15 protein-coding genes and 3 tRNA genes are annotated in these 16976 nt (G+C 56.4%); 3 read left to right on the top strand and 15 right to left on the bottom strand.

The features are described from left to right. The 11 genes from V2S86_RS15795 to nnr form a co-directional block, all read right to left on the bottom strand. Positions 1–1299, bottom strand: a complete 1299-nt coding sequence (locus V2S86_RS15795) for an adenylosuccinate synthase (RefSeq protein WP_311994236.1) — start codon at positions 1297–1299, stop codon at positions 1–3. Positions 1300–1396: 97 nt separating this feature from the next. Further along, the gene (locus V2S86_RS15790) at positions 1397–1597 is read right to left on the bottom strand and encodes a DUF2065 domain-containing protein (RefSeq protein ID WP_311994237.1); all 201 of its coding nucleotides are present in this window, start codon (positions 1595–1597) and stop codon (positions 1397–1399) included. 62 nt (positions 1598–1659) lie between these two features. Continuing rightward, positions 1660–2667, bottom strand: coding sequence for a protease modulator HflC (gene hflC / locus V2S86_RS15785; RefSeq protein ID WP_330763252.1), 1008 nt, complete (start codon positions 2665–2667; stop codon positions 1660–1662). Positions 2668–2670: 3 nt separating this feature from the next. Next, positions 2671–3930, bottom strand: coding sequence for an FtsH protease activity modulator HflK (gene hflK, locus V2S86_RS15780; RefSeq protein WP_330763251.1), 1260 nt, complete (start codon positions 3928–3930; stop codon positions 2671–2673). 68 nt (positions 3931–3998) lie between these two features. After that, positions 3999–5279 carry a ribosome rescue GTPase HflX gene (hflX, locus tag V2S86_RS15775; RefSeq protein WP_330763250.1) on the bottom strand — a complete coding sequence of 427 codons (1281 nt, stop codon included), beginning with the start codon at positions 5277–5279 and terminating at the stop codon, positions 3999–4001. A gap of 98 nt (positions 5280–5377) precedes the next feature. Continuing rightward, on the bottom strand, positions 5378–5686 hold the full coding sequence (gene hfq / locus V2S86_RS15770) for an RNA chaperone Hfq (RefSeq protein ID WP_004952704.1): 309 nt from the start codon (positions 5684–5686) through the stop codon (positions 5378–5380). A 114-nt stretch (positions 5687–5800) separates the two neighbouring features. After that, complete coding sequence (gene miaA, locus V2S86_RS15765; protein WP_330763249.1) at positions 5801–6742, bottom strand: tRNA (adenosine(37)-N6)-dimethylallyltransferase MiaA; 942 nt, start codon at positions 6740–6742, stop codon at positions 5801–5803. Continuing rightward, positions 6735–8609, bottom strand: coding sequence for a DNA mismatch repair endonuclease MutL (gene mutL / locus V2S86_RS15760; protein ID WP_330763248.1), 1875 nt, complete (start codon positions 8607–8609; stop codon positions 6735–6737). The genes miaA and mutL overlap by 8 nt, the downstream gene beginning before the upstream one ends. Before the next feature lie 22 nt (positions 8610–8631). After that, on the bottom strand, positions 8632–10215 hold the full coding sequence (gene amiB, locus V2S86_RS15755; RefSeq protein ID WP_330763247.1) for an N-acetylmuramoyl-L-alanine amidase AmiB: 1584 nt from the start codon (positions 10213–10215) through the stop codon (positions 8632–8634). A gap of 7 nt (positions 10216–10222) precedes the next feature. After that, on the bottom strand, positions 10223–10693 hold the full coding sequence (gene tsaE, locus V2S86_RS15750; RefSeq protein WP_330763246.1) for a tRNA (adenosine(37)-N6)-threonylcarbamoyltransferase complex ATPase subunit type 1 TsaE: 471 nt from the start codon (positions 10691–10693) through the stop codon (positions 10223–10225). Between the two features lie 13 nt (positions 10694–10706). Further along, positions 10707–12218 (bottom strand): bifunctional ADP-dependent NAD(P)H-hydrate dehydratase/NAD(P)H-hydrate epimerase, encoded by a 1512-nt coding sequence (nnr, locus tag V2S86_RS15745; protein ID WP_330763245.1) that lies wholly within the window; start codon positions 12216–12218, stop codon positions 10707–10709. Between nnr and queG the strand changes: the two genes are divergently transcribed. Beyond that, a complete protein-coding gene (queG, locus tag V2S86_RS15740; RefSeq protein ID WP_330763244.1) occupies positions 12217–13356 on the top strand; it encodes a tRNA epoxyqueuosine(34) reductase QueG in 1140 nt (379 codons plus the stop codon). The two genes, nnr and queG, sit on opposite strands and share 2 nt — an antisense overlap. A 309-nt stretch (positions 13357–13665) precedes the next feature. On the opposite strand, the gene V2S86_RS15735 is transcribed toward queG, so the two are convergent. From V2S86_RS15735 to orn, 4 genes are all read right to left on the bottom strand, one after another. After that, positions 13666–13741, bottom strand: a tRNA-Gly gene (locus V2S86_RS15735). Between the two features lie 54 nt (positions 13742–13795). After that, positions 13796–13871 (bottom strand) — tRNA-Gly (locus V2S86_RS15730). A gap of 63 nt (positions 13872–13934) precedes the next feature. Beyond that, a tRNA-Gly gene (locus V2S86_RS15725) sits at positions 13935–14010 on the bottom strand. 205 nt (positions 14011–14215) lie between these two features. Continuing rightward, the gene (gene orn, locus V2S86_RS15720; RefSeq protein ID WP_212558261.1) at positions 14216–14761 is read right to left on the bottom strand and encodes an oligoribonuclease; all 546 of its coding nucleotides are present in this window, start codon (positions 14759–14761) and stop codon (positions 14216–14218) included. 184 nt (positions 14762–14945) lie between these two features. Between orn and rsgA the strand changes: the two genes are divergently transcribed. Beyond that, the gene (rsgA, locus tag V2S86_RS15715) at positions 14946–15995 is read left to right on the top strand and encodes a small ribosomal subunit biogenesis GTPase RsgA (protein ID WP_004952676.1); all 1050 of its coding nucleotides are present in this window, start codon (positions 14946–14948) and stop codon (positions 15993–15995) included. Between the two features lie 76 nt (positions 15996–16071). Continuing rightward, entirely contained in the window at positions 16072–16965 is an 894-nt protein-coding gene (gene asd / locus V2S86_RS15710; RefSeq protein WP_330763243.1) for an archaetidylserine decarboxylase, read from the top strand. The last annotated feature ends 11 nt before the right edge of the window (positions 16966–16976 follow it).

The raw sequence follows: 16976 nt of genomic DNA, 5'->3' as shown, positions 1-16976 counted from the left end.
TTATGCGTCGAACGGGTCGCGCAGGATCATGGTCTCGCTACGATCTGGGCCAGTAGAGATAATATCTACCGGTACGCCAGTCAATTCTTCAATACGCTTGATGTAATCCAGCGCCGCCTGAGGCAGTTTGCTGTGATCTTTCACGCCGAAAGTCGTATCGCTCCAGCCCGGCAAGGTTTCGTAGATTGGCTCAATGCCTTCCCAACCTTCTGCAGCCAGCGGCGTGGTGTCCATTTCGCGGCCGTCAGGCATACGGTAACCCACGCAGATTTTCACTTCTTTCAAGCCATCCAGCACGTCCAGCTTGGTCAGGCAGAAGCCGGACAGGGAGTTGATCTGCACTGCGCGGCGAACCGCTACCGCGTCCAGCCAACCGGTACGACGACGACGGCCAGTGGTAGCGCCGAACTCGTTACCCTGTTTGCACAGGTATTCACCGGTTTCATCGAACAGCTCAGTAGGGAACGGGCCTGCACCCACGCGGGTAGAGTAAGCTTTAACGATACCCAGTACGTAATCCACGTAACGCGGACCAATACCTGAACCGGTAGCAACGCCGCCAGCAGTTGTATTGGAAGAGGTTACGTACGGATAAGTACCGTGGTCGATATCCAGCAGAGTACCCTGAGCGCCTTCGAACATGATCAGATCGCCACGCTTGCGCGCGCCGTCCAGCAGTTCGGAAACGTCAACAACCATCGCGGTCAGGATATCGGCGATGGACAGTACGTAATCCAGAGTGGCCTGATAATCAACGGCTTCGACTTTGTAGTAGTTAACCAGCTGGAAGTTATGGTAATCGATGATTTCTTTCAGCTTAACGGCGAAGGTTTCTTTGTTGAACAGATCGCCAACGCGCAGACCGCGGCGGGCAACTTTATCTTCGTAAGCCGGGCCGATACCGCGACCGGTGGTGCCGATGGCTTTCGCACCGCGCGCTTTCTCACGCGCGTTATCCAGCGCAACGTGATAAGGCAGGATCAGCGGGCAGGCTTCGGACAGTAACAGACGTTCGCGTACCGGGATGCCGCGCGCTTCGAGTTCACCCATTTCTTTCATCAATGCGTCTGGCGCCAGAACTACACCGTTGCCGATGATGCTGGTCACGTTATCACGCAGAATGCCTGAAGGAATTAAATGAAGGACGGTTTTTTCACCGTTAATAACCAGAGTGTGGCCAGCGTTATGGCCACCTTGGTAGCGCACAACATATTGAGCCCGTTCAGTCAGCAGGTCTACGACCTTGCCCTTACCTTCGTCACCCCATTGGGTGCCCAGTACGACGACGTTCTTACCCATTTTCAAAATCACCGGTTGCTTAAAAATGGATTCTACCACCGTAATTTTCGATTTTCAGCACTTTTAGCATACGATTGCGTCTTTTTTAGGCTAAACTTTAAAGCCCCGTACGGCTACGCAACATGTAGTAGATCACACAGCCCGCAACCACTATTCCCCCGCCAAATCGCCGCAACGTAGCGTCAGGCAACTGGGTCATCGCCAATACCATTTTACGCCAGGCCTGTGGAAACAACATCGGCCCCAGCCCTTCCAGCACCAAAACCAGCCCAAGCGCCAGCCAAATCGTTGAATTCATGCCTCACCCCAAAAAAGAAAGGGCCCGCGGTTAAACGGGCCCCAAAGATTTACCTGTCGCTGTTACTTGCGCGTGGAATCAGGCGACTTCATGTAGCGGAAGAAATCGCTGTCCGGGCTCAGTACCATCACGTCCTGGTTGTTGCTGCTGAAACTGGTTTCATAAGCACGCAGGCTACGGATAAAGGCATAGAAATCCGGATCCTGGCTGAATGCGGCAGCAAACAGTTTGGCGGCTTCCGCATCGCCATCACCACGGGTGATACGCGCCGTACGTTCAGCTTCCGCCAACGTACGAGTCACTTCGTAGTCCGCAGTTGCGCGCAGTTTCTCAGCTTCTTCCTGGCCTTGTGAACGGTGACGACGGGCTACCGCTTCACGCTCGGCGCGCATACGCTGGTAGATTGCGTCAGACACTTCCGCCGGCAGGTTGATCTGCTTGATACGCACGTCAATCACTTCAATACCCAGTGCCGCCATGCTGTTCGGGTTAACCTTCGGCAGGTTGCCGGTGGTTTCCTTCTCAACGCGGGCCGCAGCAGAAGCAATGGCATCATCCGCTTCGGTGGTTGCCACTTCTTCGCCGTCACCAACGGTACCCGTATTCAGCGCATCACGTACGTCAGACATCAGCTTGCCGCGCGAGTCGGTCACGATGTCTTTCACATCCAGACGACCAATCTCGGAACGCAGACGGTCACTGAATTTACGTTTCAACAACACTTCGGCTTGCGAAACGTCACCGCCGCCGGTGGCCAGATAGTAACGGCTGAAATCACTGATGCGCCATTTCAGGTAAGAATCGACGATCAGGTCTTTCTTCTCGCTGGTCACGAAACGGTCAGCCTGGTTGTCCATGGTCTGGATACGCGCGTCCAGCGTTTTCACTGATTCGATAAACGGGATCTTGAAGTGCAGACCCGGCGCATACACCAGCGGTTTGTTGTCGCTGTCACGCAGTACCTTGCCGAAACGCAGCACGATGCCACGCTGGCCTTCTTGCACCACGAACAGGGAGGCGTACAGCGCCACCAGCACCGCGAGGACGATAACTATAAAAGACTTACGCATTGATTACTCTCTCCCTACGCGAGTGGTGTCGTCACGCTGCGCATTCGCCCGGCGTTGGTCCATGACCGAGCCGCTGTTGCTACGCTGGCTGTTCGAGCCGGCGCCACTGTTGGCAGACGGAGCGGGGTTGAGACGAATCAGGCTGGTGTCTTTACTGCCTTCACCCGCCGCGCCGGCAGGGCCACGCAGCATTTGCTCAAGCGGTAACACCATCAGGTTGTTGCCTTTGTCATTCACCAGCACCTTGCGGGTGTGGCTCAGGACTTTTTCCATGGTTTCGATATACAGACGCTCACGGGTAATTTCCGGGGCGGATTTGTATTCCGGCAACAGTTTGGCAAAGCGCGCTACCTCACCCTGAGCTTCCAGGACGGTACGGTCTTTATACGCTTTCGCATCTTCCAGCAGACGCTGCGCCTGACCGTTGGCACGTGGCTGAACTTCGTTGGCGTAAGCTTCCGCCTCACGGATGTACTGCTGCTCGTTCTCACGCGCGGCAATCGCATCGTCAAATGCGGCTTTCACCTCTTCCGGCGGACGGGCAGCCTGGAAGTTGACGTCCAGCAGCGTGATCCCCATGTTGTACGGACGAATGGTCTCTTCCAGTACGCGTTGGGTATCGCTACGAACGATAGTACGGCCTTCGGTCAGGATCTTGTCCATGGTGTACTTGCCGATAACGCCACGCAGGGCACTGTCGGTGGCCTGGCTCAAGCTGTCGTCGGCACTGGTCACGCTGAACAGATAGGCTTCCGGATTGGTCACGCGGTACTGCACGTTCATTTCCACGCGCACTACGTTCTCATCGGAGGTCAGCATCACGCCGGAAGCCGCCAGTTCACGCACGGACTCCACGTTGACCGGACGAACTTCGTCGATGAAGGTCGGTTTCCAGTTCAGGCCCGGTTGCACCAGGTGGCTGAACTTGCCGAAACGAGTGACTACGCCACGTTCGGCTTCTTTGATGGTGTAGAAGCCGCTGGCGGCCCAAATCACCACCACCGCAACCGCAGCAATGCCGACGATACGGCTGCTGAAACCCGGACCTGAGGTACCGGTGCCGCCGCTGTTATTGCTGTTGGAACCTTTACCCCCGCCCAAGCCGCTCAGTTTCTTGCTCAGCTTGCGGAAGATATCGTCCAAATCAGGAGGTCCTTGCTCGCGACCGCCTTTGTTATTACCGCCAGAGTTGCCGCCATTATTATTGCTGCTCCCCCACGGGTCGCGGTCCTGTCCGTTATTACCGGGCTGATTCCACGCCATGTTTTAGCTCCATATTCTGTGATTGGGTACTTCAGGCTTACGCGAAGCTCAAATGTAACAGGATATGATCATACTATAAAGTTAATCAGGTCCTGTTCCTGTTTACAGAGGCGACGCCATTCGACAATTGGCATACGAATCACCATGCCGATACTGCCGTCTTCTTCGTTCCACTCTTTCTCAATTGCCTGAAGCTGGTAAAAACGGCTACGAAGACGGCCTGCCTGTGGCGGTAAGCGCAGCTCATATTGCGCGATTTCCCCCGATAAGCGTTCCGTCAACGCCTGATACAGCAACGGGATACCTTCACCGCTGGCGGCGGACAGCCACACCCGGATCGGTAAGTTTTCATCGTTGCGGTCGATACGCGGGACAAAATCATCCAGCATATCTATTTTGTTCATCACTAACAGTGTAGGGATCTCATCCGATTCAATTTCTGCCAGCACGGTGTTTACCGCTTCAATGTTTTCATCAACGCGGGGATCCGCGGCGTCGATTACATGTAACAGCAGAGACGCCTGGCGCGTTTCCTGCAGCGTCGCCTTGAAGGCGGCTACCAGATCGTGCGGCAGGTGCCGGATAAAGCCTACGGTATCCGCCAACACGGTATCGCCCACGTCCGCCACGTCAATACGGCGCAGAGTGGGATCCAGGGTGGCAAATAGCTGGTCCGCCGCATACACATCGGCAGACGTTATTCGGTTAAACAGAGTAGATTTGCCGGCGTTGGTGTAGCCCACCAGCGATACGGTCGGCACGTCAGCACGGGTACGCGCACGTCGGCCCTGTTCACGCTGCTTGGCTACCCGCTCCAGGCGGCGTAAAATCAAGCTAATACGATCACGCAACAGGCGACGGTCGGTTTCTAACTGGGTTTCCCCCGGCCCGCGCAGGCCTATCCCCCCTTTTTGGCGTTCAAGGTGCGTCCAGCCACGAACCAGACGCGTGGCGATATGACGCAATTGCGCCAACTCTACCTGCAGCTTACCTTCATGGGTACGGGCACGCTGGGCAAAGATGTCTAGAATCAACCCGGTGCGATCGATCACACGGCATTCACACAGGCGTTCAAGATTTCTCTCCTGCGCCGGGGAAAGGGAATGATCAAACAGGACAACAGATGCGCCACTGGCTTTTACCGCATCTGCAATTTCTTCGGCCTTTCCTTCGCCTACAAAGTACTTGGGATGTGGGGCTTTGCGGCTACCAGTAACCACTTGCAAAGCTTCAACACCCGCTGAGGACACCAGGGATTCGAACTCACTGAGATCTTCCGTATCTTTGTCTTGCGAGAAATAGATATGAACCAGGACGGCCTGCTCACCGGCTTCATAACGGTCAAACAAGCGTGCAACCTCTCAAACGGACATATACCGCGAGTTTGGGGGACATAAACAGCCCACGGCTGCTTATGCTCCCCGTCATGGTTGACTCGCAACGCGCTTTATTCAGCGTCATCGCTTTCCTGCTGCGGCTGTTGCGGCGCAGACGGGTTGTTACCATGGTGATAGTTACTGGTGCCGGCGCTCGGATTGTTGCTATGGTGCGAAACCGGGCGTGACGGAACAACGGTAGAGATAGCGTGCTTATAAACCATCTGGCTCACCGTGTTTTTCAACAGGATGACAAACTGGTCAAAAGACTCAATCTGGCCTTGCAGCTTAATACCATTCACCAAATAAATAGAAACCGGAACACGTTCACGACGCAATGCGTTCAGGAACGGATCTTGCAAAGATTGCCCCTTAGCCATTCTATCTTTTCCTTATTTGCTTGTTGTTTGTAACTAAGAACCTGTCGGCTCTAAAATAAACGACCTAAAAAATTTGCGCGCTGAATACTCATCAATTGTACACAATCACTCAACCTATGCACTAACAACCTGTATTACCGAGTCCAAAGCCTCTCCCGGCTTCTCGCTGTCCAGCCAATGTACCGAGTTCCAGCCCCGTAACCAGGTCATTTGGCGCTTGGCCAACTGACGCGTTGCGCAAATACCACGATAAACCATCTCATCGTAACTAATTTCGCCAGACAAATATGACCACATCTGGCGATAACCGACACAGCGAATGGAAGGCAAATCCGTATGCAAATCACCCCGTGCAAAAAGTGCACGCGCTTCCGTCTCAAAACCTGCCGCCAACATTTGATGGTACCGCAGCTCGATGCGTTGATGGATCAACTCACGGCTGGTCGGCGCTATCGCAAATTGGTGAACATGATACGGCAACGATTCACCCGAAATTTTAGTCAGTTCCGTTAAAGTTTTACCCGAAATAAAAAAAACTTCCAGTGCTCTGGACAGTCTCTGCGGATCATTCGGATGAATTCTCATTGCCGCAACCGGGTCAATCTCTTGTAACTGACGGTGCAAAACGTCCCAACCCTGCTCTGCCGCCTGCTGTTCGATGCGTTCTCGCACCGCCGGATCGGCGGACGGAAGCGGCGATAATCCCTCCAGCAGCGCCTTGAAGTAGAGCATGGTGCCCCCCACCAGCAGCGGGATACGGCCTGCGGCGGTAATGGCGGCCATCTCTTTCAACGCATCGGCACGAAAATCCGCTGCGGAGTAAGCTTCAACGGGATCGCGGATGTCAATCAGCCTGTGCGGAGCCTGCGCCAGCTCGTCGGCGCTCGGCTTGGCGGTGCCGATATCCATCCCACGATAAATCAGTGCGGAATCCACGCTGATCAGTTCCACAGGCAGGCGCTCACGCAGCGCGATCGCCAGAGCGGTTTTGCCGGAGGCGGTCGGCCCCATGATAAAAATAGCCGGGGGACGTGGTGTCATTTCAGTTTCAATCATGCTTAAGGGCTGTCAGTGCAGCCTGTAAATCAACAGGTTGTAAAAGTCCGCTCGGAGGTAATTTGACCAATTGCGGGCAAAGTCGTTCAACGTCGGTCAGCAATTGTATCGCTTGCGAGGTGTTCCACTGTTCGTGCTCGCTGCCTAAATGGCGGGCGATCCAGGTGGCTAACACCGCGGGCGACATCTCCTGATGCTCGGCCAGATAGCCTAGCAGTTCGGGTATCAGTTTTTGTAAATTTTGTTGGCGTAATGGTAAAGGTACTGCGCGCAGCGTCACACGCCCATGATCTGACTGCAGATCCAGCCCCATAGTGACCAGCAGCGGCTGATGGCGCACGCAGGCGGCCGCCTCGTTTTTATTCAAGGTCAGTTTAATGGGAATCAGCAGCGGCTGTGGCCGCAGGCCCTCTTCCGACGGGCTGAGCTGAGCCTGACGCAGCCAGCGTTCAGCCACCGGCAGGTTCAACAACATAAGCCGTTGGCGGCTTTCAATCAGCGCGTAGCACGGCGGGTAAATCATCAGTACCCGACCAAAGCTGTGCTGACTGCCCGCCAGTGGCGTTTCCTGCTCGATTTTCACCGGTGGGAACAGCGGCTGTTTCGGCGTTTCCTGACGCGGCTCGGCGGCGGGAGCAGCCTGCAGCAGCTTGCCATACAGCTCCCCTTCACGTTTTTGATAACCGCTGCCCGCGTGATAAGCCGGCTGTGGCGCAGGTTCGCGCGCAACCGCAGGTTCAGCCGGTGGAGGCTCGCGACGTGGCGCAGGCTGCGAGAAATGGTTGCCGCCGGCGGCGACGCGGTTTTCCGGCTGCCAGACCGGAGCGGGTTCCTGGGCCTGCTCATCCGCCAGCGGCAGCGGAACATTGCCAACCTGCTGCAGTACGGTGGTTACCGCCTGATAGATAAAATCATGTACCAGCCGTGCCTGATGAAAACGCACCTCATGCTTGGCCGGATGAACATTCACGTCAACCTGATGGGGATCTACCTCGAGATACAGCACATAAGCGGGCTGCTGCTCGTCTTTTAATTGATCCTGATAAGCCTGGCGGATGGCGTGGTTGATCAGGCGATCGCGCATCATGCGGCTGTTGACGTAGCAATACTGCATTTCACCCAGTTGGCGGGCGCCGGCGGGATCGGCCACCCAACCGCGAATGGTCAGGTCCCCGTGCTGCCAGGCGATGTTCAACGCATGCTGCAAAAATGCCGGCCCACAAATGCTGCCCAGACGACGTTCATGCTGGCTCTCGTCTTTCGCGGCGCGGTATTGGCGGATCAGTTTGCCATTGTGGCTGAGGTTTATCGCCACATCGAAACGCGCCAGCGCAATGCGCCGCACGACTTCATCAATATGACCAAATTCGGTTTTCTCGGTGCGCATAAACTTGCGGCGTGCCGGAGTGTTGTAGAACAAATCCAGCACTTCCAACGTGCTGCCTGTCGGGTGCGCCGCCGGCTTGATCGTCACCGCCTGATCGCGGCCTTCGGCATAGGCCTGCCAGGCTTCGCTTTGTTCTGCGGTGCGCGAGGTGAGGGTCAAACGAGAAACCGAACTGATGCTGGCCAGCGCTTCACCGCGAAAACCGAGGCTGACAATCGCTTCCAAATCGTCGAGGGTACTGATTTTACTGGTGGCATGACGAGCCAGCGCCAGGGCAAGATCGTCCTTGCCAATGCCGCAACCGTTATCGCGAATGCGGATCAGCTTGGCGCCGCCGCGTTCGATATCGATATCGATGCGCGTCGCCCCGGCATCCAGACTGTTCTCCACCAGCTCTTTCACCACCGACGCGGGCCGCTCGACCACTTCGCCGGCGGCAATCTGGTTGGCGAGCTGTGGCGGTAACACCTGGATGGGCATACTGGCTCCTGTCATGTTGGCGCTAGGCCTGCGGGATAGTCAGCGTCCGATCCAGCGGCGCGACGTCCGACTTCAGTTTATTCACGCGCTTCAGGTCACCGACGCTGACACCATAACGGGAAGCAATGGATGACAACGTATCACCGCGCGTCACTTTATGTTTTGACGCTTTCTTCACGCTGGGCTTCGCTTTGGCGACCGAGCGAGCTGGGGCTGGAGTTTTAACCGCCGCTGCGACGTCCAGCGGACGGTTTTCCACCTTTGGGTCGGCTTGTAGCGGATGCGCCAGGAAATAACTGCGCAGGCCATTGTGAATCGCCCTGGCAATTTTATCCTGATACGCGCTACTGCCCAGCAGCCGCTCCTCCGTGCTATTACTGATAAACCCTGTTTCCACCAGCAGCGATGGGATGTCCGGCGAACGCAGCACGCCAAGGCTGGCGTGTTCCGGTCGGCGTTTATGCAATGAACCCACGCTCTGCAACTGCTGCAATACTTTTACCGCAACATCGTAGCCCACTCTCTGCGAGTGGCCGAACTGCAGATCCAGCACCGCCTGGCTCAGGTAAGGATCGGCCTGGCTGTTAGCCAGCAAATCACCCGCACCGCCAAGCAGCTCAGACTGTTTCTCATGTTGTTCCAGCCAGCCAGCCATTTCACTGTTGGCGCGACGGTTGGACAGCACCCAAACTGAGGCTCCGTTAGCGCTGCGGTTTGGTGCGGCGTCAGCATGAATGGAGACCAGCACATTGGCACCCTGTTTACGCGCCACGTCAGAACGCCCCATCACCGAGATGAAGTAATCGCCTGTGCGCGTCAGCACCGGTTTGAACTGCGGATCGGCATCCAACATGGCCTGCAAACGGCGGGCTATGCCAATGGTGACATTTTTTTCTTTCAGGCCGTTCGGGCCGATAGCGCCCGGATCCTGCCCACCGTGGCCGGCATCAATCGCCACCACGACCCGATCGCCGGAACCTACGGAAACGCGGCTGCTGCGCGGCGTAATTTCCGATGCAGTGCCCGATACTACGCTTGGTTTATTGGTGAAGGGATTGGAGCCGCTCGGCGCTCTGCGCACCGGTTCAGGCTCAGGCTCGCTCATTACCGGCGTTTTGCGTACCGGTTCGCGGACCACTACAGGGGCCGGCGCAGGTGTAACCGTCGGGGTTCTGCGCACCACATTGGTGTTGGCGCTGCCCTCGGCGGCAATGGTAAATACTACGGTATAAATGCCGCCATTTTGGCGCGTAGCGACGCGGGTCTTCGAACGCTGGGTCAGATCGAAGACCAACCGCACGCTCTGAGCGTCTTTCGGCGTACTGGAACGGATGCTTTTTACCAGGTTCTGCCCGCTGAAATTCAGCGGAAGGCCGCCAACCTTGCCTTTTTGGTTAACATCCAGAACCACGCGGTCCGGGCCGTGCAGTGGGAAGAAGGCATAATCCGGCGGGCCATTGAAGCTCACCGATACCGTGGCCTCTCGCTGAGCATTGGATACTTTGATGTCAGACAGCGACGATGCGGCCAGCGCATTGGCCGCACCAAAAGACCCCAATACGGCGATCAGGGTGATTATAAGTAATTTTTTCAACGCATACGTCATTGCGGCGTCATTCCTGTGGCCCGTGGATACGGTCTAAAATCTGGCTACCGTAGGCGGAAACCGCCTGAATTTTTGCCTCACGCCCCAGATCCTGATAGCTGAGGTGCAGCTCCAGATCCGGATCCGGCAACACGCCGGTACCCTGCTGTGGCCATTCAACCAGGCAAATGGCATCCTGCGCAAAATAATCGCGAATACCCATAAACTCGAGTTCTTCCGGATCGGCTAGCCGATACAGATCAAAATGGTATACCGCCAGTGGCTGCAGAGCATAGGGCTCGACCAGCGTATAGGTTGGGCTTTTAACATTGCCCTGATGCCCCAAAGCCTGCAGAAAACCACGGCTGAAGGTGGTTTTACCGGCGCCCAGGTCACCGTAAAGATAAATTACGCTGGCGCGATCGCACGCCTTGGCCAAGGCGGCACCCAATGCGACAGTCGCTGCCTCATCCGGCAGAGGTAAAACGAGTTCTTTCATTCGATAGTTTCTATTATGCCAACTCAGGATTAACGTAATAAGGGATTTCAGGCAGTAAATCGCTCGCCAGCATCCCTCTTGTTCCTTGTCTTGCCGCCACGCGATCGGCAGCTGCACCGTGCACTACACACCCCGCGCAGGCTGCATCATACAGCGAGAGCTTTTGCCCCAGCAAACCGCCAATAATGCCCGACAGCACATCCCCCATACCGCCGGAGGCCATGCCCGCATTGCCGACGTCCGCTATCGCCATCTCGCCCCGGTCATCGGCAATCAGCGTACCGGCACCTTTCAGCACCGCCACGCCACCGTAATGCACCACCAGCTTGCGCACTGCAAGTAAGCGATCACTCTCAATATCAGCGGTACTGCACCCCAACAAGCGCGCAGCCTCCCCAGGATGCGGAGTAATCACGCGATTCTGACGCTTCTCGGGATTTAATGCCAGCAAGTTCAGTGCATCGGCATCCCATAACGCCGGTTTATCACTGGCTTGCAGCACTTTCAGTGCATTCCGACCCCATTCACCCTGGCCCAGCCCCGGCCCCACCACCACCACATCCGCCCAATCGAGCGCCTGTAGCAGCGTATCGTCGCTCAGACGTTGCACCATCAGCTCAGGACGGGCGGTAAGCAGTGGCCCGACATGCTCAATGTGAGTGAGTACTCGCACTAATCCTGCACCGCTGCGCAGTGCGGCTTCTGCCGCCATGCGTATGGCCCCGCCAAAGCCCTGATCGCCGCCCACCAATAGCAAACGCCCTTGCTCCCCCTTGTGTGAACAAGGCCGGCGCGGCTTTAGCCACTGGGGCAGTGAATCTGCGGTAACCCGATGAATCTGCGCCGATTGCTTTGCCAGCCAGCCCGATAATCCTAGCCTACTCTGATGAAGTTGCCCGACCCAATCACGTGCCTGGCCGGTCAACAGACCCGGTTTGAGGGCAATAAAGGTGAGGGTATGCGTCGCGCGGATGACCGCGCCGGGCGCAGCGCCGCTTTCCGCCAACAGCCCTGAAGGGATATCAAGCGCGATAACCGGCGCCGAGCTGCGATTAGCCGCCTCAATCAAGGTATTGTAGGGGGACCGCGGTGCGGTATTCAGCCCGGTGCCGAGCAGGCCATCGATAATCAGATCGATACTCTCCGGCCAGCGGCTGTCAGCCGGATGAATTTCACCCCCGGCGTTCAGCCAGGCCTGCCGGGCGGCAGCGGCCTCAACGGGCAAGGGCCGCGAGCCCTCGCAGGCAATTAACGTAATCTTTACGCCGGCGGCTGCAGCAAGTTTGGCGACCACGTAACCGTCGCCACCATTGTTACCGTGACCACACAACACCAGCCAGTGGCTGCCGGCCGGGTATTGGTCGCGCGCCAGGGCATAAGCCGCCTCACCGGCACGCTGCATCAAATCGTAGAGTGAAATACCGAGCGAAGCGGCGGCGGCAGGTTCTGCCTGCCGGATCCAGTCCGCAGACCAGACAGAGTGTGATAAACTATCGGTGTATTGTTTTTCACTGTGGCCCGTCATGACACACCCCCTCGATCTCAATCAACTCGCCCAACATATCAAGCAATGGGGGCAATCGCTAGGATTCCAGCAGGTAGGCATTTGCGATACCGATCTGAGCGCCGAAGAACCCAAGTTGCAGGCATGGCTGGACAAGCAATACCACGGCGAAATGGAGTGGATGGCGCGTCATGGCATGCTGCGTGCACGGCCGCATGAGCTGCTGCCCGGTACGCTGCGGGTGATCAGCGTGCGCATGAACTACTTGCCGGCGAAAGCGGCCTTTGCCAGCACCCTGAATAATCCGCAATTGGGTTACGTCAGCCGCTATGCGCTGGGGCGGGATTATCATAAATTGCTGCGCCAGCGGCTGAAAAAGCTCGGCGATCAGATCCAGGCTTACTGCGGCGAACTGAACTTTCGTCCCTTTGTCGATTCGGCCCCGGTGATGGAGCGCGCATTGGCCTCCAAGGCCGGCATTGGCTGGGTTGGTAAACACTCACTCATTCTCAATCGCGAAGCCGGTTCCTGGTTCTTTCTCGGAGAACTGCTGATCGATCTGCCGCTACCGGTGGATGAGCCGCAGCCGGAACAGTGTGGCCGCTGCGTCGCCTGCATCACCACCTGCCCAACCGGCGCGATTGTCGCTCCTTACACCGTGGACGCTCGCCGCTGTATCTCTTATCTGACCATCGAGCTTGAAGGTGTCATCCCGGAAGAATTTCGCCCGCTGCTGGGTAACCGTATTTACGGCTGTGACGACTGCCAGCTGATCTGCCCGTGGAATCGCTTTTCCCAACTCACCGACGAAGATGATTTCAGTCCGCGTGCTGCACTGCATGCGCCGCAGTTGATTGAACTGTTCGGCTGGACGGAAGAGAAATTCCTGCGCATCACCGAAGGCTCCGCTATCCGGCGTATCGGCCATTTGCGCTGGCTGCGCAATATTGCCGTGGCGCTGGGCAATGCCCCTTATCAGGATGCCGTAGTGATAGCGCTGCGCTCCCGGAGGCATCAAAACCCCATGCTGGACGAACATATTGACTGGGCGCTTGATCAACAGTTGGCGCGACGCGACGCGCAGGGCATAGAAGTGCAGACAACGCAGAAAAAACGATTGATACGGGCTGTGGAAAAAGGATTACCGAGGGATGCGTAAAACCACGTCGGATCCGTCGCTCCGTCCTCAATAGTCGCTCTGTGGATTTGTGCATAAAAATAAAAATGCTTTGTCTTTCAAATGCAACAAAAAGAGCAAGTGATCGGCATAACGTTTTTCGATAAAAAAATATAACTACAAATCAACGGGATATATATTTCATTTCTGTGGTGTTGATTTTTTGAACTGCGGGTATTATGAACGTTACCTGTGGATAACTCTGTTCACAACATTTCGACAGGGTGTGTACGGAGAGGCAAAAAACCGCGTCGCTGAAGGCGTTGGGTTGAGATAAATCGAAGATAAAATTGGAGCGGGAAACGAGACTCGAACTCGCGACCCCGACCTTGGCAAGGTCGTGCTCTACCAACTGAGCTATTCCCGCATTGAGATGCTTGAGCATCCGGCCATCAAACAACAACATGGCCTTTGAATTTTTTGGAGCGGGAAACGAGACTCGAACTCGCGACCCCGACCTTGGCAAGGTCGTGCTCTACCAACTGAGCTATTCCCGCGTCGCATGGGTACTGCTTAACACTTTTTTATTCATCATGCCGCATCAGCAACATTGTTGAATTTGGAGCGGGAAACGAGACTCGAACTCGCGACCCCGACCTTGGCAAGGTCGTGCTCTACCAACTGAGCTATTCCCGCCCGGCGTATCGATGTCGGAACTAAACGAAATTCTTCATCGGTACGGGGTGCGCATTATACGAGAAATCCTTTTTGCCGCAAGCCCCTGAAAGCAAAAAAACGCGATTTTTGTTTGATTGCCGATTAAAGCGTCAAACTGGCTAATTAAGCGGCGGAATCGAAAGCTTTTCACAGTACAGGGGCCCCAAAGGGGCCCGAGCGACCATCACAACTGGATGAAATGTTCGCGGTAATAGGCCAGTTCAGCCACGGACTCGCGGATATCATCCATGGCCTGATGGGTACCCTGCTTTTTAAAGCCGCTGAGAATTTGCGGTTTCCAGCGGCGCGCCAGCTCTTTCAGCGTACTGACGTCCAGATAGCGGTAATGGAAGTAGGCTTCAAGTTCAGGCATATAGCGGAACAGGAAACGGCGATCCTGACCGATGCTATTGCCGCAGATTGGCGACTTGCCCGCCGGCACCCATTGCTGGAGGAAAGCGAGGGTTTCCAGTTCGGCGGCGCGATCGTCGAAACGGCTGGCCTTCACCCGTTCCACCAACCCGCTGCCGGTATGGGTACGCACGTTCCAGTCATCCATCAGGCCGAGCTGTTCGTCGGATTGATGGACGGCGATTGTTGGCCCTTCAGCGAGAATGTTCAGATTGGCGTCGGTAACCAGCGTGGCGATCTCGATAATGCGATCGCGCTCCGGATCCAACCCAGTCATCTCCAGATCGATCCAAATCAGGTTGTTTTCGTTTCCTGTCATGATATTTCCTGCGTAAAAGCCGAAAGATAAACAAAGCGTGGGCAAGGCAGCGACCGGCGCCGGCTGTTTGCCGGCGGCGATACGCGGTGCGTAGCGGCTAACAACGGTTATTTAATATAAAATAGCGTGTATCATAGCCTTTTTGGTCGCCACGAGCGATAAAAGCCGATTCAAGTGAGGCGCAGTGACTAAGAACAAACTGTCCAAAGGTCAACAACGCCGCGTACAGGCGAACCATCAGCGTCGTCTGAAGCGCACCGATAACAAACCGGAACTGGATGATTCCCAACTGGGGGAGCCGCAAGACGGCATCGTCATCAGCCGTTTCGGCATGCACGCCGATGTTGAAGCCGCGGATGGCACCCAGCATCGCTGCAACATTCGCCGCACGTTGCGTTCGCTGGTAACCGGCGATCGCGTAGTGTGGCGTCCCGGCGTAGGTGCTCATGAAGGGGTCAAGGGTATCGTCGAGGCGGTGCACGAGCGTACCTCGGTGCTGAACCGCCCCGATTTCTACGACGGCGTGAAGCCGATCGCCGCCAATATCAATCAGATCGTTATCGTTTCGGCGATCCTGCCGGAGCTTTCGCTGAATATGATCGATCGCTACCTGGTGGCGTGCGAAACGCTCGAGGTCGAACCGCTGATCGTGCTGAACAAAATCGATCTGCTGGATCCGCCGGCGCGCAAGGTCGTCGACGGCATGATGGCGATTTACCGCCATATCGGCTACCGGGTGCTGGAAGTCTCCAGCCAGACGCGCGAAGGCATGGAGGCGTTTGAACAGGCTCTGGCCGATCGCATCAGTATCTTCGCCGGCCAGTCTGGTGTGGGCAAATCCAGCCTGCTGAACGCCCTGCTGCCGCCAAGCGATAAGCAAATTCTGGTAAATCAGGTTTCCGATGTCTCCGGCCTGGGGCAACATACCACCACCGCCGCGCGGCTGTACCATTTCCAACACGGCGGTGATGTGATCGACTCGCCGGGAGTACGTGAATTTGGTCTGTGGCATCTGGATCCGGAACAAATCACCCAAGCCTATGTCGAATTCCGTGACTATTTAGGCGGATGTAAATTCCGCGACTGTCGCCATGACACCGACCCAGGCTGCGCCATCCGCGCGGCGGTGGAAAAAGGCGATATCGCAAAAGAGCGTTTCGACAACTACCACCGCATTCTGGAAAGCATGGCGCAGGTGAAGGTTCGCAAAAACCTCACGGACGCCGCAGACTGATCGTTGCGGGCGGGCGTTGACAGTGGCAGCGCCACCGTTACAATGCGCGCCCTTTACCCTGATTCAAGAGGTTAACGTGCTGGATAGCATCAAGATAAAATTGCAGTATTGGTTGCCGAAGCTGGCACTGACCCGTCTGGCCGGCTGGGGCGCAGACAAACAAGCCGGCTGGCTCACCCAGCTTGTCCTTAAGGGTTTCGCTCGCTACTACCGCGTGAATATGCAGGAAGCGCAACAGCCAGAGCTGACCTCCTACGCCACCTTTAACGAATTTTTCGTGCGCCCGCTGCGTGATGGCGCGCGTCCCATCATCGGCGAAGCCAACTGGCTGGCACTGCCTGCCGACGGCGCTATCAGCCAGCTCGGCCCGATCCGCGAAGATCAGATTTTCCAGGCCAAGGGCCATCACTACAGCCTGGAAGCGCTGCTGGCCGGCAACTACTTGCTGGCAGAGCCGTTCCGCAATGGCCTGTTCGCCACCACTTATCTGGCCCCACGTGATTATCACCGCGTCCATATGCCGTGCGCCGGCACGCTGCGTGAAATGATTTATGTGCCGGGCGATCTGTTCTCGGTAAATCCGCTGACCGCCGCCAACGTGCCGAACCTGTTCGCGCGCAATGAGCGCGTGATCTGCGTATTTGATACCGCTATCGGGCCAATGGTGCAGATCCTGGTGGGGGCCACCATTGTCGGCAGCATTGAAACCGTTTGGGCCGGCACCGTAACGCCGCCGCGCGAAGGTATCATCAAACGCTGGACCTATCCGGCAGAAGGCGCTGAAGGCGCAATCGTACTGGAAAAAGGCGCTGAGATGGGCCGCTTCAAGCTCGGTTCCACGGTCATCAACCTGTTTACCCCAGGCAGCGTGCAGTTCGCTCCGCAGCTGAACAACGGCACCGTCACCCGCATGGGTGAAGCCTTTGCCGAAATCCCGGCTGCACCCGCCGCTGAAACACCGCAGATCTAAAGGAATTGACG

It is taken from the genome of Serratia sp. C2(1) (assembly GCF_036352655.1).
Lineage (GTDB): Bacteria > Pseudomonadota > Gammaproteobacteria > Enterobacterales > Enterobacteriaceae > Serratia > Serratia inhibens.
The sequence above is the reverse complement of the archived record's forward strand: the minus strand, read 5'-3'. Positions and strand labels throughout refer to the sequence as shown.

Coding starts and splice junctions, on each gene's coding strand:
- hflC (WP_330763252.1), bottom strand. CDS start 2,667: ATGCGTAAGTCTTTTATAGTTATCGTCCTCGCGGTGCTGGTGGCGCTG.
- orn (WP_212558261.1), bottom strand. CDS start 14,761: ATGACAGGAAACGAAAACAACCTGATTTGGATCGATCTGGAGATGACT.
- queG (WP_330763244.1), top strand. CDS start 12,217: ATGACACACCCCCTCGATCTCAATCAACTCGCCCAACATATCAAGCAA.
- V2S86_RS15790 (WP_311994237.1), bottom strand. CDS start 1,597: ATGAATTCAACGATTTGGCTGGCGCTTGGGCTGGTTTTGGTGCTGGAA.
- tsaE (WP_330763246.1), bottom strand. CDS start 10,693: ATGAAAGAACTCGTTTTACCTCTGCCGGATGAGGCAGCGACTGTCGCA.
- mutL (WP_330763248.1), bottom strand. CDS start 8,609: ATGCCCATCCAGGTGTTACCGCCACAGCTCGCCAACCAGATTGCCGCC.
- nnr (WP_330763245.1), bottom strand. CDS start 12,218: ATGACGGGCCACAGTGAAAAACAATACACCGATAGTTTATCACACTCT.
- hfq (WP_004952704.1), bottom strand. CDS start 5,686: ATGGCTAAGGGGCAATCTTTGCAAGATCCGTTCCTGAACGCATTGCGT.
- miaA (WP_330763249.1), bottom strand. CDS start 6,742: ATGATTGAAACTGAAATGACACCACGTCCCCCGGCTATTTTTATCATG.
- hflK (WP_330763251.1), bottom strand. CDS start 3,930: ATGGCGTGGAATCAGCCCGGTAATAACGGACAGGACCGCGACCCGTGG.
- V2S86_RS15795 (WP_311994236.1), bottom strand. CDS start 1,299: ATGGGTAAGAACGTCGTCGTACTGGGCACCCAATGGGGTGACGAAGGT.
- amiB (WP_330763247.1), bottom strand. CDS start 10,215: ATGACGTATGCGTTGAAAAAATTACTTATAATCACCCTGATCGCCGTA.